This window comes from Microbacterium sp. NPDC058021 (genome assembly GCF_042885955.1).
In the GTDB taxonomy this organism is placed as follows: Bacteria; Actinomycetota; Actinomycetes; order Actinomycetales; family Microbacteriaceae; genus Microbacterium.
The window spans coordinates 359,568-379,816 of sequence record NZ_JBHVRF010000004.1 but is presented as its reverse complement, the minus strand read 5'-3'; the positions used below and the strand labels follow the sequence as shown (position 1 = coordinate 379,816).

The window sequence follows — 20,249 nt, the reverse complement described above, 5'->3', positions numbered from 1 at the left end:
CCGGGTGCCTCAGACGGCGATGTCGAGCTCGTTGCCGGGGATGGATGCCAGCAGCTTGCGGGTGTACGGGTCGCGGGCGTTGGTGAAGATCTCCTCGGAGGTCGCCGCCTCCACCAGCTCCCCGTTCTTCATGACGCAGACGTAGTCGCTGATGAGGCGCACCACGGCCAGGTCGTGCGAGATGAACAGGTAGCTCTGGCCGTACTCGCGCTGCAGGTCGCCCAGCAGCCGCAGGATCTGCGCCTGTACCAGCACGTCCAGCGCCGACACCGGCTCGTCGCACACGATGAGGTCGGGGGAGAGGGCGAGCGCCCGCGCGATGGCCACGCGCTGGCGCTGGCCACCGGAGAGCTCCGCGGGGTAGCGGCGCAGCATCGACTGCGGCAGGGCCACGTCGTCCATCAGCTGCCGCACGCGCGCCGCGCGCTCCTTCGCCGAGCCGCGGCGGTAGAACACCAGCGGCTCCTCGATGATCCGCTCGATCGTGAACATCGGGTTCAACGACGAATACGGGTCCTGGAAGATCGGCTGCACCTTCTGACGGAAGGTGCGCAGGTCGCGTCCCTTCAACGACGCGACGTCCTGACCCTCGAAGCGGATCGCCCCGGCGGTCGGATCGACGGCCTTGAGGATCATGCGCGCCGTCGTGGTCTTGCCCGACCCCGACTCGCCCACGATGGCCACCGTCTCGCCGCGCGGGATCGCGAACGACACGTCCTTGACGGCGGCGAAGTCCTCTTTGCTGCCGCGCACCTTGTAGAGCTTGGTGAGCCCATCCACCTCGAGGATGTTGTCGACGGGGGATGCCACGGACGACGCCTCGGGCGTGCGCGGCGCGGTGGTGGCGGGTGCGGGCTCGGCGGCTGCGGCGAGGGGAGCGGGGGAGACGGCATCCGTCGTCGTCGTCGCGGTCCCGCGGAACACCTCCGGCCGCAGCCGCACGGCGGCCACCGACGGGGCCGCGGCGACGAGGGCCTTGGTGTACTCGGCCTGCGGGTCCTCGAGGATCTGGCGCGCGGGGCCCTGCTCCACGATGCGGCCGCGGTGCATGACGATCACCCGGGAGGCGCGCTCGGCGGCGAGACCCAGGTCGTGGGTGATGAGCATCACGGCGGTGCCGAGCTCGCCGGTCATGCGGCCGAGCTGGTCGAGGATCGTCTTCTGCACCGTGACGTCCAGGGCGCTGGTGGGCTCGTCGGCGATGAGCAGGCGCGGGTTGCACGCCAGCCCGATGGCGATGAGCGCGCGCTGGCGCATGCCGCCGGAGAACTCGTGCGGGTACTGCTTGGCGCGCTTCTCGGCGTCGGGGAGACCGGCGGCGGCGAGCGTCTCGACGACCTTCTTGTCGACGTTGGAGCGGGTGGCCATGCCGTGGGCGAGCAGGGTCTCGGCGATCTGCGTGCCGATGCGCGACACCGGGTTGAGGTTGGACATCGGGTCCTGCGGCACGAGGCCGATCGACCGGCCGCGGATCTTGCGCATCACCGACTCGGGCGCGCCCACCAGCTCCTGCCCGTCGAGGGTGATGCTGCCCTCCGCGATGCGGCCGTTGCCGGCGAGCAGGCCGATCACGGCCATCGCGGTCGTCGACTTGCCCGACCCCGATTCCCCGACGATGGCGAGGGTCTCTCCGGCGGCGAGGTCGAAGCCGATCTTCTCGACGGCGCGCACGGAGCCGTCCATCGTTCCGAACTCGACGGCGAGATCGCGGACCTGCAGCAGCGGCGCGGCATCCTGAAGCATGCGCTCCATCCTGCCGTGCCGCCGAGCCGGGCGCACGAGTCGGGCGACAGCCTTTACTCGTTCGTAACGCGGGACCGTCTGTCGGAATTCAGGCTGGGCGGCTTCGGCGGCCGATTCGGCGGCCGGATCGGCCCCCACAGCCTGAATTCCGACGGCGATCGGGCGCAGCGCGCGGGCTACCGTGGTCGCATGCGCACGATCGACCTCAACGCCGACCTCGGTGAGACGGTCGAGGGCGTCCCGACGGCCGATGACGCGGCCCTGTTCGCGGTGGTCTCCAGTGCCAGCGTCGCGTGCGGGGGCCACGCCGGCGACGCCGTCTCGATGCGCGCGGCCGTCGCGGCGGCCGCGGCCGGTGCCGTGGCGGTCGGCGCCCACCCGTCCTTCGCCGACCCCGCCAACTTCGGCCGTGTGCACATGAGCGTCGACCCGGCGCTGCTGCGCGCCCAGGTCACCGCGCAGCTCGCGGCGCTCGCCGCCGCCGGTGCCGACATCCGCTACGTCAAGCCCCACGGCGCGCTCTACCACGCGGTGTCCGCCGACGCGGGCGCGGCCCGGGCGGTGGCGGCATCCGTCGCCGACCTGTCCTCGCGACTCGGGCGATCGGTGCCGGTGCTGGGGCTCGAGGGCGAGATCGCGGCGGCGGCGACGGATGCCGGGCTGCGGTTCGTGCGGGAGGCCTTCCTCGATCGCGGCTACCGCGCCGACGGCACCCTCGTCGCCCGCGGCGAGCACGGCGCGCTCCTCCACGACGCGCACGAGGTCGCCGACCGTGCCGTGCGGCTCGCGGTGGAGGGTGTCGTCGTGGCGGTGGGCGGAGAGCTCGTGCGATCGGATGCCGCGTCGCTGTGCGTGCACGGCGACTCGCCCGGCGCGGTGGCCATGGCCCGTGCCGTGCGTGCCGCGCTGGAGGCGGAGGGCGTGGCGGTGCGGGCGCCATGGTGAGCGCCGCCGGCGGTGCACCGCGGATCCTGCCGTTCGGCGCATCGGCGCTGCTGGTCGAGGTGGATTCCCTCGCCGCCGTCGCGGAGCTGCACGCCCGACTGCAGTCGTCGCGGCCCGCGGGCGTGGTCGACCTCGTGCCGGCGGCGCGCACGGTGCTCGTGCGGGTCGACCCCGGCGTGCTGCCGGTGGCGGCGGCGCGCGCCTGGATCGCGCACGCCCCGCCGGCTCCCCCCGCGGCATCCGCCGTGCGGGAGGTGGAGCTGCCGATCACCTACGACGGGCCGGACCTCGCCGACACCGCGGCGGTGCTCGGCGTCGGCGTCGACGAGCTGGTGCGGCGGCATCGCGAGGCGGTGTGGACGGTCGCCTTCACCGGATTCGCGCCCGGGTTCGGGTACCTCGTGAGCGAGGACTGGCCGTACGACGTGCCGCGGCTGGATGCCGCCCGCACCCGGGTGCCCGCCGGCAGCGTCGGGCTCGCGGGTGGCTTCTCCGGCGCCTACCCGCGGGCGACCCCGGGCGGGTGGCGGCTGATCGGCCGCACCGACGCCGTGCTGTTCGACCCCGCGGCATCCTCGCCGGCCCTCCTCGCCCCCGGAACCCGCGTGCGCTTCGTCCCCGCCGCGCCCCCGTCTCACGGGCGGGCGGGGGTCGGCGCGGCGGCGGGCGCGGGGATCGGCGGCGCGCCGGCGGTCGTGGTCATCGAACCGGGGCCGCTGGCGACCGTGCAGGACCTCGGACGCGCGGGCCACGCGGCGGAGGGCATCGCGCGCTCGGGGGCGCTGGACCGCGCCGCGCTCGCCACGGCGAACCGCCTGGTCGGCAACGCGCCGCACGCCGCGGGTCTCGAGGTGACGATGGGTGGATGCCGCCTGCGCGCGCGGCGCGACCTCGTCGCCGTGGTGACCGGGGCGTGGGGCGCGATCTCCGTCGACGGGCGGCCCGTCGACCCGTACACCGCGTTCGCGTGGCCCGCCGGCGCGGAGCTGCATCTGCACCCGTTCGCCGACGGGGTGCGGGCCTACCTCGCGGTGCGCGGCGGATTCGACGCCCCCGTCGTCGCCGGCTCCCGCGCGACCGACGTGCTGGCGGGGCTCGGCCGCGGGCCGCTCGCCGCGGACGAGACGCTCGCGCTCGCCGAGGACACGGCGGGCGACGTGCCCTCCCTCGATCTGCACCCGTGGGGACCACCGCCCCACGACGAGCTCGCCCTCGCGCTCTCGCCCGGGCCGCGGGCCGACTGGTTCGCGGCATCCGCGCTGGACACCCTCTTCACCGCCACCTGGACGGTCACCCCCGACGCCGATCGCGTCGGCGTGCGGCTCGACGGCCCGCCGCTGCCGCGTGTGCGCGAGGGGGAGCTGCCCAGCGAAGGCATGGTCCCCGGCGCTCTCCAGGTGCCGCCGAGCGGGCGCCCCACGATCCTGTGCGCCGACGGACCGGTCACCGGCGGCTATCCCGTCATCGCGGTGGCGACGGATGCCGCGCTCGACGCGCTTGCGCAGGCGCGCCCGGGCATGCGGGTGCGGTTGCGTCACGCCCGCCCCTGAGCCCCCGGCATCCCCGCCACAGGAGATCTCTCGGGAACAGGACGTTTCCCGCGCGGATCGTCCTGTCGTGGGGAGTTCCCCTGTGCTCGGGATGCCGCGCCCGGCGTCGCCCGCCCCGTCACCAGTGCGCGAGCACCTCCGCGGCGCGCGTGCGTTCCGGCTCCGGGAGGGCCAGCGCCACCGCCTCGGCGAGGGTGAGCCCCTCGCCGAGCGCCTCACCCTCGGCCACCAGCTGCGGCGCGGTGGCCCGCGCCGCATCCAGCGACAGCGAATGCACCGTGAACGCCTCCACATCGAACACCCCGACCCGGTGGCGGATGGCCGTCGCCGCAGCCGACAGGGCGCCGGCCAGCCGCGGCTCCCCGCGGGCGCCCGCGACGGCGCACAGGCCCTCGAGCCCGTAGGCGGCGCCCTCCTCGTGGCGCAGCCGCAGCGAGTCCAGCAGCGTGCGCACGAACACCCGCTCGGCCTCGTCGATCGACCCCTGCACGATCAGCAGCCGCCCCTTCTGGTTGCCGGCGATCGACCGGGTGAACAGGTCGCCGCCCTCCTGCGCGATGGCGGTGGCGCGCTCCAGATGCGCCAGTGCGTCGTCGATCGAGCCGCGCAGCCACGCCACCCGCCCCAGCGAGACCCGCGTGATCGCCTCGCCCCACGGGTTGCCGACGGCGTGCAGGCGCTCCACCGCCTCGTTCAGCTCGCTCTCGGCGCGGTCGATGTCGGGATCGGGCAGCTGCACCCGTGCCGTGGCGCGCGCCGCGAATGCCATCGCCGCGGCATCCTCGTCGCCGCTCTCGGAGAACAGCCGGGTCACTTCCCCGAGCCCCGCGACCACCTCCTGCGCCGGACGCTGCCACAGCTGCCCCCACAGCGAGAAGAACCAGGCCACCGCGCGGGTGTGCTGCGTGATGGGCTGCTCCTTGCCGAGCAGCTCCAGCATCCACACCCGCACGCCCGCGAACAGGCCCATGATCCACCAGTAGATGAGCAGCGCCCACGCGAAGTCTCCGGCGTCGTCGAGCCGGTCGATGTGCACGAGGTGCCGCACGGCGGCCCGCAGATTCGCCAGCTGCAGTCCGAGCTCGGCCACCGCCTGCGCCTGGCCGGGACCGCGCAGCTGCGGGGCCAGGCGCACGACGAGATCGCGGTAGTAGTCGGCGTGCGCGGCCCGCACGAGGTCGGCCTCGCCGCGCTCCTTCAGCCGCCCGAGCGCGTACTCCCGCACGATCGCCAGCAGCGACAGCACACTGCGCCCGTCGAGATCGGTCTGCGTCACCAGTGAGCTGTCCACGAGGGCCGCGAGCCCCTCGATCGCGCCGCCCTCCCACGCGCGCCCCGGCTCCAGCGCCTCGACGCCCTCGAGCGTGAACCGCTCCGCGAACACCCCCAGGTCCTCCAGCAGCGCCCGGTGCGCCGGCGGCAGCAGGCTCACGCTCCACTCCAGCGTCGCGCGCATCGTGCGATGCCGCTCGGGCATGTCCCGCACCGCCGCCGTCAGCAGCGGCAGGCTGCGTTCCAGGCGCTCCGCGATCGCGTGCGGCGACAGCATCCGCACCTTCGCCGCGGCCAGCTCGATCGCCAGCGGCAGCCCCTGCAGTCGGCGGCAGATGTCCATCACCGCGCCGGCGTTGGCCTCGGTGAGCGCGAAGGCGGGGGCGGCGGCCTGGGCGCGGTCGACGAACAGTGCGCAGGCGCTCGAGCGCTCGGCCCGCTCGAGGGTCGCGGGGGCGCCGTCGGCGGGGGTCGTGAGAGCCTGCACGTCGTACACGCGCTCGCCGCGGATGCGCAGCACCACCCGGCTCGTCACGAGGAAGCTCGCCAGCGGCGCGACGGTGTACAGCCGCACGAGCACGGGGGCCGCCTCCACGATCTGCTCGAAGTTGTCTAGCGCAATCAGCACGCGCCGCCCTTCCAGGGCGCGGGAGATGCGCTCCTCGATGGCGGCTTCCCCGTTGTCGCGGATGCCGAGGCTGTACGCGATCGTCGGCAGCAGCAGCGCCGGTTCCAGCACGTTCTCGAGCGCGACGAAGTACACCCCGTCGGGGAACTCGTGCGCGGCGGCGAGGGCCACCTCGATCGCCAGGCGGCTCTTGCCGATGCCGCCGGGACCGATGAGGCTCACCAGGCGATCTCCGCCGTGCGTGAGCATCTGCACGACCGCCGCGACGTCGCCCTGCCGGCCGATCGTGGTCGTGTACGGCACCGGCACGCGCGAGACGAGAGCTCCGGCGTGCGGCTCGTCGTCCCCGTCACCACCGGGGGAGCGGGACTGCTCGAACCGTTCGGCCATGAGGGTCGCCAGATCGTCGCCGAGGCGTGCCTCCAGCTCGTCGGCGGTGTGGAACGGCAGGTAGGCGGCGGTGTCGTCGGACTGGATGCGGCCGATGAGCGCGGCGAGCCGCTCATCGCGGGCGTCGCTGGCCTTGATGTAGATGAGCTTGGGCATGGATGCCGGGGCGAGGTTGTACTCGTCCTCGAGCCCCGACACCTCCTCCTCCGGCGCGACCCAGCCGTAACTGTCCGCGTAGATCCCGACGAACACGTCGCTCTGCTCGAGGTACGAGCGGTACAGTGCCCGCGGCGGATGGGGCCGGGCGCCCAGCTCGAACAGCACCGGCGCAAGACGCAGCGCCTCGATCGCACGCCGGGCCGCCGCGCGCTCCTCAGCGAGCTCGCGGAGGGTGGAACTGACGAAAACACGGATCCGCTGGTCGGGCGTGCGGATCACGGGTGTCCCCCCGATCATGTGCACATCATGGCCTCTCAGGGGAGGCCGCACCAGATGCCGCGGGCGCATATACCTCAGCATCCGTACGTCGTCAAGAATCCAGCTGGACATGGCGCGTCGCAAGACATATAGTTGTTCTTTGCGCTCCCTTCCCCTTGCCCTCATATGGTGGTCGGCGGTGCCTGCGTTCCCCCGCTTCACAGCGGCGTGCGGTCGTCAGGCTTCGGGGATGAAAGGGAGCACTCCACCTGACGACAAGGAAAACGAGCCCCGCCCGGGCCCACGGAGGTAATCCCCTTGGCTGCTGCGCGCAACGCATCCAACCCCACCACCACCAACCTCAAGAACGGACGCGGAGCTTCCCGTCTTTCGTTCGCGAAGATCTCGGACACCCTGGAGGTCCCCGACCTCCTGGCGCTGCAGACCGAGTCCTTCGACTGGCTCGTCGGCAACGACGCCTGGAAGGCCCGTGTCGCCCAGGCACAGGCCCAGGGCCGCACCGACGTTCCCGAGATCAGCGGCCTCGAGGAGATCTTCGAGGAGATCTCCCCCATCGAGGACCTCGGCGAGACGATGCAGCTCTCGTTCACGAACCCCTACCTCGAGCCGGAGAAGTACTCGATCGAGGAGTGCAAGGAGCGCGGCAAGACGTACGCCGCTCCGCTGTACGTCGAAGCCGAGTTCATGAACCACCTCACCGGTGAGATCAAGACCCAGACCGTCTTCATGGGCGACTTCCCCCTGCAGACCGGCAAGGGCACGTTCATCATCAACGGCACCGAGCGCGTCGTCGTCTCGCAGCTGGTGCGTTCGCCCGGCGTGTACTTCGACCGCACGCCCGACAAGACCAGTGACAAGGACATCGTCTCGGCCCGCGTCATCCCCAGCCGCGGCGCCTGGCTCGAGTTCGAGATCGACAAGCGCGACCAGGTGGGCGTGCGCATCGACCGCAAGCGCAAGCAGTCGGTCACCGTGTTCCTCAAGGCCCTCGGCCTGTCCAGCGAAGACATCATGGCGGAGTTCGCCGGCTTCGACTCGATCGAGGAGACGCTGTCCAAGGACACGATCCTCACCAAGGAAGACGCCCTCCGCGACATCTACCGCAAGCTCCGTCCGGGCGAGCAGGTCGCCGCCGAGGCCGCCCGCGCGCTGCTGGACAACTTCTACTTCAACTCCAAGCGCTACGACCTGGCGAAGGTGGGTCGCTACAAGATCAACCAGAAGCTGGGCCTGGACAAGCCGCTGAGCGACTCGGTGCTGACGGTCGAGGACATCGTCGCGACCATCAAGTACCTCGTGCGCCTGCACCGCGGTGACACGTCGTTCGATGGCATCCGGAACGGCCAGCCCGCCGAGATCCGCCTGGACATCGACGACATCGACAACTTCGGCAACCGTCGCATCCGCGCGGTCGGCGAGCTCATCCAGAACCAGGTCCGCACCGGTCTGTCGCGCATGGAGCGCGTCGTCCGCGAGCGCATGACCACGCAGGACATCGAAGCGATCACCCCGCAGACCCTGATCAACGTGCGCCCCGTCGTCGCCGCGATCAAGGAGTTCTTCGGCACGTCGCAGCTGTCGCAGTTCATGGACCAGAACAACCCGCTCGCGGGCCTGACCCACAAGCGTCGCCTCTCGGCGCTGGGCCCCGGTGGTCTGTCGCGTGAGCGTGCCGGCGTCGAGGTGCGAGACGTCCACCCCTCGCACTACGGCCGCATGTGCCCGATCGAGACGCCGGAAGGCCCGAACATCGGTCTGATCGGCTCGCTCGCATCGTTCGCCCGCATCAACGCGTTCGGCTTCATCGAGACGCCGTACCGCAAGGTCGTCGACGGCCGGGTGACCGACCAGATCGACTACCTCACGGCATCCGAGGAGAGCGACTACATCGTCGCTCAGGCCGGTGTCGAGCTGAAGGCCGACGGCACGTTCGTCAACGACCGCGTGCTCGCCCGTCGCGGTCAGGGCGGCGAGGTCGACCTCTTCCACGCCGAGGAGATCGGCTACATGGACGTCTCCCCGCGCCAGATGGTGTCGGTGGCGACCTCGCTCATCCCGTTCCTCGAGCACGACGATGCGAACCGCGCCCTCATGGGTGCGAACATGCAGCGTCAGGCCGTCCCGCTGCTGCGCAGCGAGTCGCCCGTCGTCGGCACCGGTATGGAGGGCTACGCCGCGATCGACGCCGGTGACGTCGTCACCGCCGAGAAGGCCGGCGTCGTCATGGAGGTCTCGGCTGACGTCGTGACCGTGCAGCTGGACGAGGGCGGCACGCAGGACTACTTCCTGCGCAAGTTCGACCGCTCCAACCAGGGCACGAGCTACAACCAGCGCGTCATCGTCTCCGCAGGCGACCGCGTCGAGGTCGGCGAGGTCATCGCCGACGGTCCCGCCACGGAGAACGGCGAGCTCGCGCTCGGCAAGAACCTCCTCGTCGCCTTCATGACGTGGGAGGGCCACAACTTCGAGGACGCGATCATCCTCAGCCAGAACCTCGTGAAGGACGACACCCTCTCCTCGATCCACATCGAGGAGTACGAGGTGGATGCCCGTGACACGAAGCTGGGCAAGGAGGAGATCACCCGTGATCTCCCCAACGTCAGCCCCGAGCTGCTGAAGGACCTCGACGAGCGCGGCATCGTCCGCATCGGTGCCGAGGTGCGCCCCGGCGACATCCTCGTCGGCAAGGTCACGCCCAAGGGTGAGACCGAGCTGTCCGCCGAGGAGCGCCTGCTCCGCGCGATCTTCAACGAGAAGAGCCGCGAGGTCCGCGACACGTCGCTGAAGGTGCCCCACGGTGAGCAGGGCACGATCATCGCGGTCAAGGAGTTCAACGCCGAGGACGGCGACGACGAGCTCGGCTCGGGCGTCAACCGCCGGGTCGTGGTCTACATCGCCCAGAAGCGCAAGATCACCGAGGGCGACAAGCTCGCCGGCCGCCACGGCAACAAGGGTGTCATCGCCAAGATCCTCCCGATCGAGGACATGCCCTTCCTCGCCGACGGCACGCCGGTCGACGTCATCCTCAACCCGCTCGGCATCCCGGGTCGAATGAACTTCGGCCAGGTGCTGGAGCTTCACCTCGGATGGATCGCGCAGCGCGGCTGGAAGGTCGAAGGCACCCCGGAGTGGGCGGCCAACCTGCCCGCCGAGGCTCTCGAGGCCGCTCCCGGCACCAAGGTCGCCACGCCGGTGTTCGACGGTGCGTTCGAGGAGGAGATCGCGGGTCTGCTGGATTCGACCCTGAAGAACCGCGACGGCGAGCGTCTGATCGACTCCACCGGAAAGACGCTGCTGTTCGACGGCCGCTCCGGTGAGCCGTTCCCCGCTCCGATCTCGGTCGGTTACATGTACATCCTGAAGCTGCACCACCTCGTGGACGACAAGATCCACGCGCGCTCGACGGGTCCGTACTCGATGATCACGCAGCAGCCGCTGGGTGGTAAGGCGCAGTTCGGTGGTCAGCGATTCGGTGAGATGGAGGTGTGGGCCCTCGAGGCCTATGGCGCCGCCTACGCACTGCAGGAGCTCCTCACGATCAAGTCCGACGACATCGTGGGCCGCGTGAAGGTCTACGAGGCGATCGTCAAGGGCGAGAACATCCAGGAGCCCGGCATCCCCGAGTCCTTCAAGGTGCTGATGAAGGAGATGCAGTCGCTCTGCCTGAACGTCGAGGTCCTCTCGGCCGACGGCACCGCGGTCAATCTCCGCGACGGCGAGGACGAGGCGTTCCGCGCCGCGGAGGAACTCGGAATCAACATCTCCACCCGGTTCGAGTCGACGTCGATCGACGAGATCTGACCCGGCCAGGCAACGACAGATATCCGACACAGGAGAACTGAGAAATAGTGCTCGAATCAACAACTTTCGATCAGCTTCGCATCGGCCTGGCCACTGCCGACGACATCCGTCGTTGGTCGTTCGGTGAGGTCAAGAAGCCCGAAACCATCAACTACCGCACGCTCAAGCCCGAGAAGGACGGCCTCTTCGGCGAGCAGATCTTCGGACCCTCCCGCGACTGGGAGTGCGCTTGTGGCAAGTACAAGCGTGTCCGCTTCAAGGGCATCGTCTGTGAGCGCTGCGGCGTGGAGGTCACCAAGAGCTCCGTCCGTCGTGAGCGCATGGGGCACATCGAGCTCGCCGCTCCCGTGACCCACATCTGGTACTTCAAGGGCGTGCCCTCGCGCCTCGGGTACCTGCTGGACATGGCGCCGAAGGACCTCGAGAAGGTCATCTACTTCGCCGCCTACATGGTGATCTCGGTCGACGACGAGGCGCGTCACCGCGACCTCCCGACGCACGAGTCGAACCTGCGCCTGGAGATGAAGAACCTCGGCGACCGCCGCGACGCCCGCGTCGCCGCCCGCCTGGCGAAGCTGGAAGAGGAGCTCGCCGCGCTCGAAGAGGAAGGCGCCAAGGCCGACCAGAAGAAGAAGGTCAAGGACGCCGCCGAGAAGGACATGGCGTCGATCCGCAAGAACTTCGACGAGCAGATCTCCAAGCTCGAGCGCGTGTGGGAAGAGTTCCGCAACCTCGAGGTCGGCAACCTGAAGCAGGAGGACGACGTCTTCCACGAGCTCCAGGACCGGTTCGGACAGTACTTCGAGGCCTACATGGGCGCGGAGTCGATCCAGCGTCGCCTGCAGGCGTTCGACCTGGCTGCCGAGGCGGAGAACCTGCACCTGCAGATCTCCGAGGGCAAGGGTCAGCGCAAGATCCGCGCGATCAAGCGCCTGAAGGTCGTCAACTCGTTCCTGTCGACGGGCATGAGCCCGGCCGCCATGGTGCTCGACGTCGTTCCGGTGATCCCGCCGGAGCTGCGCCCGATGGTCCAGCTCGACGGTGGCCGTTTCGCCACCAGCGACCTGAACGACCTGTACCGCCGCGTGATCAACCGCAACAACCGCCTCCGGCGTCTGCTGGATCTCGGTGCTCCCGAGATCATCGTGAACAACGAGAAGCGCATGCTGCAGGAGGCCGTCGACGCACTGTTCGACAACGGCCGCCGCGGTCGTCCCGTCACCGGTACCGGCAACCGTGCGCTGAAGTCGCTGTCCGACATGCTCAAGGGCAAGCAGGGCCGGTTCCGTCAGAACCTGCTCGGCAAGCGCGTGGACTACTCGGGCCGTTCGGTCATCATCGTCGGACCCCAGCTGAAGCTGCACCAGTGCGGTCTGCCCAAGCAGATGGCGCTGGAGCTGTTCAAGCCGTTCGTCATCAAGCGCCTGATCGACCTCGGTCACTCGCAGAACATCAAGGCCGCCAAGCGCGCCGTCGAGCGCACGCGTCCCGAGGTCTGGGACGTGCTCGAGGAGATCATCCGCGAGCGCCCCGTGCTGCTCAACCGTGCGCCGACGCTCCACCGCCTCGGCATCCAGGCGTTCGAGCCGCAGCTCGTGGAGGGCAAGGCCATCCAGCTGCACCCGCTCGTGTGTGCCGCCTTCAACGCCGACTTCGACGGTGACCAGATGGCTGTGCACCTGCCGCTGTCGGTCGAGGCGCAGGCCGAGGCCCGCATCCTCATGCTGGCGTCGAACAACATCCTCAAGCCCTCGGACGGCCGCCCGGTCACCCTGCCTTCGCAGGACATGATCATCGGCCTCCACCACCTGACCACGGTCAAGGCGGGGGCGACCGGTGAGGGTCGCGTGTTCGGCTCGGTCGGCGAGGCGATCCTGGCCAAGGACGAGGGCACCCTCGACCTGCAGGCCAAGGTCCGCATCCGCATCCCGGGCCTGTCCTTCCTCGAGGGTGAAGCCCCCGAGGGCTACGAGCGCCACGGTCTCGTGGACGCGTCGCTGGGTCAGGCGATCTTCAACGACACCCTTCCCAAGGGCTACCCGTTCGTGCGCGAGCAGGCGGACAAGGGCAAGCTGTCGCAGATCGTCAACAAGCTGGCCGAGGAGTACCCCAAGGTCGAGGTCGCCGCGTCGCTGGACCGCATCAAGGATGCCGGTTTCTACTGGGCCACCCGTTCCGGTGTGACCGTCGCTCTCAGCGACGTGCTCACGCCGCCGAACAAGGCCGAGATCGTCGCCGGCTACGAGAAGCAGGCCGCCAAGGTGCAGGGCCAGTTCGAGAAGGGCCTCACGACCGACGCCGAGCGTCGTCAGGAGCTCATCAAGATCTGGACCGAGGCCACGGACGAGGTCCAGAAGGCCATGCGGGACAACTTCCCCGAGGACAACACCATCAACCGCATGGTGAGCTCCGGTGCACGTGGTAACTGGCTGCAGATCCGCAACATCGCGGGTATGCGAGGCCTGGTGAACAACCCGAAGGGTGAGATCATCCCTCGCCCGATCATCTCCTCGTACCGCGAGGGGCTGAGCGTCGCCGAGTACTTCATCGCGACGCACGGTGCACGTAAGGGTCTGGCCGACACCGCTCTGCGTACCGCCGACTCGGGTTACCTGACCCGCCGTCTCGTGGACGTCTCGCAGGATGTCATCATCCGCGAGGAGGACTGCGGCACCGGCAAGGGCCTGGAGTTCACCATCGCCGCTCCCGGAGCCGACGGGGCACTGCGCCGCGACGACAACGTGGAGAACTCGGTGTTCGCCCGTACCCTCGCCGCCGACGTGGTCGACGCGCAGGGCACTGTGGTGGCCGCTGCGGGCGAAGACGTGGGCGACGTGCTCATCGACAAGCTCGTCGGCGACGGCATCGAGACCATCAAGGTGCGCTCCGTGCTCACCTGTGACTCGGCCGTCGGCGTCTGCGCGAAGTGCTACGGCCGTTCGCTGGCCACCGGCAAGATCGTCGACATCGGCGAGGCCGTCGGCATCATCGCGGCCCAGTCGATCGGTGAGCCCGGCACCCAGCTGACGATGCGTACGTTCCACACCGGTGGTTCGGCTTCGGCGGACGACATCACGCAGGGTCTGCCCCGTGTGCAGGAGCTGTTCGAGGCGCGCACCCCGAAGGGTGCCTCGCCGATCGCGGAGTCCGCTGGACGCATCACGATCGACGAGACGGACAAGGCCAAGAAGGTCATCCTGACGCCCGACAACGGCGACGAGCCGCACGTCTACCCCGTGCTCAAGCGCGCGACGCTGCTGGTCGAGGACGGCCAGCACGTCACGGTCGGCCAGCCCCTGCAGGTCGGCACGCTCGACCCCAAGGAGGTCATGCGTGTCATGGGTGCCCGCGAGGTGCAGAAGTACCTCGTCAACGGCGTCCAGGGCGTGTACCGCTCGCAGGGTGTGCCGATCCACGACAAGCACATCGAGGTCATCGTGCGCCAGATGCTGCGCAAGGTCACCGTGGTCGACCACGCCGACACGACGCTGCTCCCGGGTGAGCTGGTGGACTTCAAGCGCTACCAGAACATCAACCGCGAGGCGGTCGCCGAGGGCAAGCGCCCCGCGTCGGGTCGTCCCGAGCTGATGGGTATCACGAAGGCGTCGCTCGCGACCGAATCGTGGCTGTCGGCGGCGTCCTTCCAGGAGACGACGCGCGTCCTCACGCAGGCCGCGATGGAGGGTCGCAGCGACCCGCTGGTCGGCCTCAAGGAGAACGTCATCATCGGAAAGCTCATCCCCGCCGGAACCGGACTTGCGAAGTACCGCAACGTCGTGGTCGAGGCGACGGAAGAGGCCAAGAGCGAGCGGTACCCCAACCGCATCTTCGCCTCGGACGGCGGCTACAGCGACGCCGACCTGAGCTACGTCGATTTCGACAGCTTCTCGACGGACGACTTCACGCCCGGTACCTACAACTAGGTCGAAGCGCTCCACCCGAAGGCCCCCGGCATCCGCCGGGGGCCTTCGGCGTTCCCGCCCGCGTGCCTTCCGTGCGCCGCGGCCCGCGACGACCTACCGTGGGGGAGGAGGTGGCGGATGTCCAGGATCGGTGAGCGCAGCACGTGGCTGTCATGGGCTGTCGGCATCCTGAGCGCGGGCGTCGTGGCCGGACTCGTGTGGCTCGCCCTGCCGGGCTTCCCCGCCGTCGTCGGGCTGGCCGGCGATTCGCTGGGCGGGTCCCGGGCGTCCGAGACGGATGCCCCGCAGAGCGGGACGCCCGCCGAGTGCCGCCGGCTCTACACCGACGCGCTGTGGGCAGGGCTGTCGTGGGCGCCGGGCTCGCAGCTCGATCAGGACGACTCGATGCCGCCGACCTCCGCGACGGTGCTCGTGGACTCCCTCGCCCCGAAGGTGCGGTTCACGTGCACGTGGACGTCGGAGACCGGCACCATCGTCACGACCCTGGCCGACGTCGGCTCCGACGCGGGCGCCATCGCGCAGGCGGCGCTGCCGGAAGTCGGATTCGGGTGCGGCGTCGTCGCCGAGACCAGGGTGCGCTGCACGAGGTCGGCGGAAGAGGTGCTGGAGACGCTCGAGTTCGCCGACGGCCTGTGGCTGTCGACTGTCGAGACGACGTGGCATCCCGAGCGCTACGCTCCGCGCGTGGCCGACGCCGTCTGGAACGGCTGACTCAGCCGAACACCGCGTCGACCACCGCTGCTGTGAAGCCGGTGGGCGCGAGGTTGGAGTACGTGGTGTCGATGAGCACGCCGGAGCGGTAGTAGAGCGTGCGGCCGTCGGTCACCGGGAACTCCTCGTTGGGCCACGTCTTCTCGCACCGCACGCCGCCGTCGGGCCGGTAGCACTCGAAGCCGTCGTCGGCGACCAGGGCGTTGAGGGCGTCCATCGTCGGATTCTCCTCGACCGCGCTGACGATCGTGCGGAGGTTCGTCGTCACGGCATCCGCGGCCCCCCACACGCACACGAGCGAGCCGTCGGACTGGGTACCCGACGGGCCGAAGGCCGGATCGTTCAGCGGGATGTCGCCGAGCTGGGCCAGGACCGGTCCGGACACGATCGCACGGCAATCGCGCGGCAGGTCGGCTGCGCCCGGCAGCGGAGTCGCCGTCGGGGTGGGGGTGTCGCTCGCGGGCGGCGTGGCGGTGACGGTGGATGCCGCGGGGGCCGTCTCGCCCGCACAGCCGCCGAGGAGGGCGGCGGCGGCGCCGATCGTCAGCGCGATCAGCAGCCGAGACGCCGGGAGGCGGAGCGGTCGGGTGTCCATGCCGCCACGATAGGCGTCGGCGCGTCGCGCGCCGAGTGCGACACACGACGGCACGCCTGCGGGGGAGCGCCGCCGGGGCGCGTTACCCTCGGCACTGCGGTGGCGTGTGCCCCGCGGGAGGAGTGCATCCCATGACCGACCCCAAGCCGTACGGCGAACCGGTGGAAGAACCCACATCGGTGGACGACGTGGTCGGCCGCGCCCACGAGGGTCTGGCCGATGCCGAGGCCGCAGGACGCGACGCGGTGGCCGAAGGCTACCCGACCGACCCCGCGACGGCCGACGCCGTCGCCGAGCCCGCCGCGCCCGCCAGAACCAGCGACCCGCTGTCGCCGGACTACGAGCCCTCCGACGACGATTACGCCGCCGCGGGGTACGACCCGGCGGAGCCCACCGCCCCCGTGCGCGACATGACCGATGCCGCTCCGGCGAGCGTGTCCGGGTACGACGCGTCGTCGAGCCCGGCCTACGCCGTGTCCGACACGCGCGACGACGCCCCGGTGACCACCGCGGACGAGGCGCCCGAGACCACCGCGTACGCCGCTCCCGCGGCATCCGCCTATGACACGCCCGTCGTCGCACCCAGCGAGCCGGTGGGCTCCTCGAGCCCGCAGCCGATCTTCGTGCAGGCCCCCGAAGCCCCCCGCCCGCGCGGCAACCGCGGTGCCGCCGGCGCCATCGGCCTGCTCGCCGCCCTCGCCTTCGCCGTGCTCTACCTCGGCGCCTGGCTGGGCTTCGGCGCCCTCGCCGGCGAGGTGGATGTCGACAACGTCGCCGATGTCGCCCTCGCCGCGCTCACCACGTGGGCGCTGTGGGTGCCGGTCGTGGTGTTCTTCCTCGCGTTCTGGCTGCTGGGTGCCATCATCAACCGGGCCGGATGGGCCCACTGGGTGATCTTCGGCCTGCTCGTGGGTGTCGCCTCCTACGGCGGACACCTGCTCGGCCAGCTCTTCCAGGCGCCGTTCTGGAATCTCGCCCCCAGTGAGGCCGCCGCGCTCGTCGAGAGCCAGCTGCTGGTGCCGCTGGCAGCCACCGCGTTCATCCTCGGCCGCGAGCTGACGATCTGGTTCGGTGCCTGGGTGGCCGCACGCGGCAAGCGTGTGACCGAGCTCAACAACGAGGCGCAGCGCGAGTACGAGCGCACCCTCGAAGCCGGCCCGCAGCTGTACCGCCAGTGATGGGTGAGCGCGAAGGAGTCCGGCCGGCAGCGGCCCTCGCCTTCGCGCTCATCGGCTATCTGGCCCTCGCGATCTGCGCGCTGGGCATCACGAGCCTCGTCACCGGCCGTGAGGTGGTCGACGCGCCCGGGGCGGGTCAGGTCCCCGGCATCGTCGGCATGGCGACCTCGGTCGTGCTGGTCGGCGTCGCGCTGTGGATCATGCTGCGCGCCGCACACCCCTCGTATCTCGCGGCGCTCGTGGCGGCCGTCGCGGCGTTCCTCGGCTACGTCGTGGGGCTGTGCATCGGGGCCGTGTTCGCCGGCATCGACGCGGCGCTGCTCGGCGCGGCGGTCGGCAGCTTCGTGCTGTCGTGGTTCGCCGTGGTGCTCGCGGGGGCGGGCGCGGTGGCCGGATGGGTTGCCGTGGCGCTCGTGCGCACGCGCTCCGCGCGCCCCCGCTGGCCGTGGGAGAGCGACGAGGACGAGTGATCCGCATCGACGCGGCGGGGCGGACTGTGCTGCGGGGGCCTCGGCAGGCGAGAATGTGAGCGTGGAGCGCTCGCTCGAGACCCAGGTCAGCCAGGCCGTCGATGCCTGGCTGCGCTGGTTGCCGCGATGGGAGCCGGCGACGCACCGTGGCCGCATCGCCCCGTGCCGTCGCTGCTTCGGCTCCCCGGTGCTCTCGGCCGCCGGGCTCGGGTCCGACGTGCCGCACGGGGTGCAGCACGGCCTCTCCACCCGCATCAAGACGATCGTCGATCACGCGGTCGCCGTCTACACCGCCCAGAACCTCCCCATGCTGCAGGCCGAACTCGACCAGCAGGCCGAACGCAACCGCGCCCGCACCTACCGGCCGGCGGAGAACCTCGAGCCGGAGTTCGAGGGGTTGCCGCTGGATCCCGACCCCGTTCCCGGTGCGCCGTTCCTGTTCACGATCGCCGGTATGGCGCAGGAGGCCGATGCCGTGGTCCCCGACCTGCCGCCGCTCGGTCCCGAGGCCAAGGCGGCGCTGCGTCAGGAGGTCGGGCTCGCCGACGACTACGCCAACATGATCGGGCGCGAGATCTGCGCCCTCCTGCTGCGCCACCGGCTGCGCATCCAGGAGGGCGTGACCCGCTACGTCGAGCCGCAGATCGCCGCGATGCTCGACGAGCTGACCCGCTCGCTCGACGCTCCGTTCGGCCCCGGCCTCGACGGCGCGGACCCCGCATGAGGGGCGCGGCGCGCAGCGCTGGCGCCGGTGGCCCTAGGGTGGAGGCATCTTGCATCGCGGTGTCGACCGCACGGCTCGTCGGGGAGGAGGGTGAGGCGCCGACCGGCGCCCATCGTCATCGTGTCCGATAGCTTCTCCTCCGCGCACCTCGTGCTGATCCTGCTCATCGCCGTCATCCCCACCGTCGCCGTCTACGTCTGGACCGCGCTGGCGCTGTCGGCGGTGTTCGGCAAGATCGGCCAGGAGCCCTGGCGCGCCTGGGTCCCGATCGTCAACCAGATCACCCTCGTCATGGTCGGCGGGCTGTCGGGCTGGTTCTTCCTGCTGATCCTGATCCCCGGGTTCGGCGCGCTCGCGTTCTGGGTCGTGACGATCGTGGCCGTCCACCGCATCAACCGCGGCTTCGGCCTGGGCGGCGGCATGACGGCGCTGGCTGCGCTGCTCTTCCCGGTGTGGGCGAGCGTCGTCGGGTTCGGCATCGCCCGCTGGCGGGGTACGGATGCCGCCGCCGCCGCTCCCGCCTACGCCCGCACCGAGCAGGTGCGCGTCATCGACCCGCAGCTGGGTGCCGTGCCCGCGGGTGACGGTGTCCCGGTGCCGCCGCCCCCGCCGCTGCCCGCTCCCGCCTACGCCCCGCCGCCCCTGCCCGGCGACCGTGCCGGATCCCCGGTCGCGGAGTTCGCCCAGTCGACGACTCCCGAGGCTGCGCCGGTGGCCGCGGCGACGACCGATCCGGCCGCCGCGCGCCTCGACCGCGCCGCTCCCGACGCCGGCGCGGATGTGCTGCGTCCCGCGGCGCGCTCGAGTGCCGGCTCGGCGTGGGCGCCCCCGCCGCCCCCGCCTCCCGCGACCCCCACAGCCCCCGTCCCGACCACTGCCGCCGACGAGCAGTTCGCGCCGCCCGCGGGCGAGCCCTCGCCCGCGCAGCCCGTCCCCTGGACCCCCGTCGCCGACGCGGCGGTGTCGGCGCGCGCCGATCACGACTTCGACCAGCGCTGGCCCAGTGGCATCGACGAGGTCTCGGCGATCTCGCAGCCGCCGCAGGGCGACCCCGTCGCCGCTCGCCCGGTGGCCACGGGCCTGCCCGCTCTCGCTGACGACGGCGCCGCCGGACCGGAGCGCGGGCGCGTCGGCGACGATGCCGCCCCGCGTGCCGCGGCCCCCGCCGACCCGCCGCAGTCCCCGACGGCGCCGCCGCTGCGCACCGCCCCCGTCGACATCGACCCCGCGTTCCCGTCGGTCACCCGGGCGCCCGCCGGTCCGCCGCGCACCGCGTCGCCGCTCGATCCGGAGTTCCCCCTCGACACCGCCGACGAGGTCTCGGCCGTTGCCGGCGCCCCCGTCGCCGGTGCGCCGCGCTCCGCGCTCGATTCCGTCGCGGGAGCCGACGCGCCCGCCGACGACGACGTCTTCCCCGACCACACCGTCGTCGCGCGACGCCGGCGCGTGCCGTGGATGCTGCAGCCGGCATCCGGCTCCGCCATCGACCTGCGCTCGGACGTCGTCATCGTCGGGCGGCAGCCGGCCGCCGACCCCGCGTACCGCACGGCCCAGCTCGTCGCCGTCGTCGACGACACCCGCACGGTCAGCAAGACCCACGCCCGCCTCGAACTGCGCGGCGACCGCTGGATCATCACCGACCTCGGCTCCACCAACGGCGTCATGCTGCCGACCCTCATGGGCACCGAGATCGAGGCCGATGCGGGCGCTGAGCTCGCCCCGGGGGAGCGGTTCCTGCTGGGAGATGCCGCGTTCCGGCTCGTGCGCACCGACGGCTGACCCGCCCTCGTTTGACCGGCCCCACGCTCGCGCGTATCATGGACCGGGTGTGCGCATTGCGCGCCCTGAGTCGTGCCATGGCACGGACGGGGTGGGGAAGGC

General features: G+C 71.1%; 12 protein-coding genes. 9 read left to right on the top strand and 3 right to left on the bottom strand.

Features of this window, described 5'->3' with window-relative positions:
* Positions 1 to 9: 9 nt before the first annotated feature.
* The gene (locus ACFVR6_RS10885) at positions 10 to 1,743 is read right to left on the bottom strand and encodes a dipeptide ABC transporter ATP-binding protein (RefSeq protein WP_386962585.1); all 1,734 of its coding nucleotides are present in this window, start codon (positions 1,741 to 1,743) and stop codon (positions 10 to 12) included.
* A gap of 189 nt (positions 1,744 to 1,932) precedes the next feature.
* Between ACFVR6_RS10885 and pxpA the strand changes: the two genes are divergently transcribed.
* Together pxpA and ACFVR6_RS10875 are read left to right on the top strand one after the other, a co-directional pair.
* Positions 1,933 to 2,688 carry a 5-oxoprolinase subunit PxpA gene (pxpA, locus tag ACFVR6_RS10880; protein ID WP_386962583.1) on the top strand — a complete coding sequence of 252 codons (756 nt, stop codon included), beginning with the start codon at positions 1,933 to 1,935 and terminating at the stop codon, positions 2,686 to 2,688.
* Positions 2,682 to 4,238 (top strand): 5-oxoprolinase subunit B/C family protein, encoded by a 1,557-nt coding sequence (locus ACFVR6_RS10875; RefSeq protein ID WP_386962580.1) that lies wholly within the window; start codon positions 2,682 to 2,684, stop codon positions 4,236 to 4,238. The genes pxpA and ACFVR6_RS10875 overlap by 7 nt, the downstream gene beginning before the upstream one ends.
* A gap of 118 nt (positions 4,239 to 4,356) precedes the next feature.
* Here the strand turns inward: ACFVR6_RS10875 and ACFVR6_RS10870 are convergent, their stop codons facing one another.
* Positions 4,357 to 6,984, bottom strand: coding sequence for a DUF4062 domain-containing protein (locus ACFVR6_RS10870; RefSeq protein ID WP_386962578.1), 2,628 nt, complete (start codon positions 6,982 to 6,984; stop codon positions 4,357 to 4,359).
* A gap of 279 nt (positions 6,985 to 7,263) precedes the next feature.
* Here ACFVR6_RS10870 and ACFVR6_RS10865 point away from each other — a divergent pair, with 279 nt between their 5' ends.
* From ACFVR6_RS10865 to ACFVR6_RS10855, 3 genes are all read left to right on the top strand, one after another.
* Positions 7,264 to 10,767: a DNA-directed RNA polymerase subunit beta gene (locus ACFVR6_RS10865; RefSeq protein ID WP_386962574.1), complete on the top strand. Its 3,504-nt coding sequence runs from the start codon at positions 7,264 to 7,266 to the stop codon at positions 10,765 to 10,767.
* A 47-nt stretch (positions 10,768 to 10,814) separates the two neighbouring features.
* Positions 10,815 to 14,690, top strand: coding sequence for a DNA-directed RNA polymerase subunit beta' (locus ACFVR6_RS10860; protein ID WP_386962571.1), 3,876 nt, complete (start codon positions 10,815 to 10,817; stop codon positions 14,688 to 14,690).
* A gap of 117 nt (positions 14,691 to 14,807) precedes the next feature.
* Positions 14,808 to 15,401, top strand: a complete 594-nt coding sequence (locus tag ACFVR6_RS10855) for a hypothetical protein (RefSeq protein WP_386962569.1) — start codon at positions 14,808 to 14,810, stop codon at positions 15,399 to 15,401.
* A gap of 1 nt (position 15,402) precedes the next feature.
* Here ACFVR6_RS10855 and ACFVR6_RS10850 read toward each other — a convergent pair whose 3' ends face one another.
* Entirely contained in the window at positions 15,403 to 15,996 is a 594-nt protein-coding gene (locus ACFVR6_RS10850) for a hypothetical protein (RefSeq protein WP_386962566.1), read from the bottom strand.
* A gap of 131 nt (positions 15,997 to 16,127) precedes the next feature.
* Here ACFVR6_RS10850 and ACFVR6_RS10845 point away from each other — a divergent pair, with 131 nt between their 5' ends.
* The 4 genes from ACFVR6_RS10845 (at position 16,128) to ACFVR6_RS10830 (ending at position 20,147) form a co-directional block, all read left to right on the top strand.
* Positions 16,128 to 17,174 carry an ABC transporter gene (locus tag ACFVR6_RS10845; protein ID WP_386962563.1) on the top strand — a complete coding sequence of 349 codons (1,047 nt, stop codon included), beginning with the start codon at positions 16,128 to 16,130 and terminating at the stop codon, positions 17,172 to 17,174.
* A complete protein-coding gene (locus ACFVR6_RS10840; RefSeq protein WP_386962561.1) occupies positions 17,174 to 17,644 on the top strand; it encodes a hypothetical protein in 471 nt (156 codons plus the stop codon). Before ACFVR6_RS10845 ends, ACFVR6_RS10840 begins: the two co-directional genes overlap by 1 nt.
* Positions 17,645 to 17,705: 61 nt before the next feature.
* A complete protein-coding gene (locus tag ACFVR6_RS10835; RefSeq protein ID WP_386962558.1) occupies positions 17,706 to 18,368 on the top strand; it encodes a spermidine/putrescine ABC transporter substrate-binding protein in 663 nt (220 codons plus the stop codon).
* A 120-nt stretch (positions 18,369 to 18,488) separates the two neighbouring features.
* Positions 18,489 to 20,147 carry a DUF5684 domain-containing protein gene (locus ACFVR6_RS10830; protein ID WP_386962555.1) on the top strand — a complete coding sequence of 553 codons (1,659 nt, stop codon included), beginning with the start codon at positions 18,489 to 18,491 and terminating at the stop codon, positions 20,145 to 20,147.
* Positions 20,148 to 20,249: the final 102 nt, after the last annotated feature.

What these genes read in the sequence shown, in the direction of transcription:
- ACFVR6_RS10885 (WP_386962585.1), bottom strand. Translation starts at nt 1,743, where the DNA reads ATGCTTCAGGATGCCGCGCCGCTGCTGCAGGTCCGCGATCTCGCCGTC.
- pxpA (WP_386962583.1), top strand. Translation starts at nt 1,933, where the DNA reads ATGCGCACGATCGACCTCAACGCCGACCTCGGTGAGACGGTCGAGGGC.
- ACFVR6_RS10875 (WP_386962580.1), top strand. Translation starts at nt 2,682, where the DNA reads ATGGTGAGCGCCGCCGGCGGTGCACCGCGGATCCTGCCGTTCGGCGCA.
- ACFVR6_RS10870 (WP_386962578.1), bottom strand. Translation starts at nt 6,984, where the DNA reads ATGATCGGGGGGACACCCGTGATCCGCACGCCCGACCAGCGGATCCGT.
- ACFVR6_RS10855 (WP_386962569.1), top strand. Translation starts at nt 14,808, where the DNA reads ATGTCCAGGATCGGTGAGCGCAGCACGTGGCTGTCATGGGCTGTCGGC.
- ACFVR6_RS10850 (WP_386962566.1), bottom strand. Translation starts at nt 15,996, where the DNA reads ATGGACACCCGACCGCTCCGCCTCCCGGCGTCTCGGCTGCTGATCGCG.
- ACFVR6_RS10845 (WP_386962563.1), top strand. Translation starts at nt 16,128, where the DNA reads ATGACCGACCCCAAGCCGTACGGCGAACCGGTGGAAGAACCCACATCG.
- ACFVR6_RS10840 (WP_386962561.1), top strand. Translation starts at nt 17,174, where the DNA reads ATGGGTGAGCGCGAAGGAGTCCGGCCGGCAGCGGCCCTCGCCTTCGCG.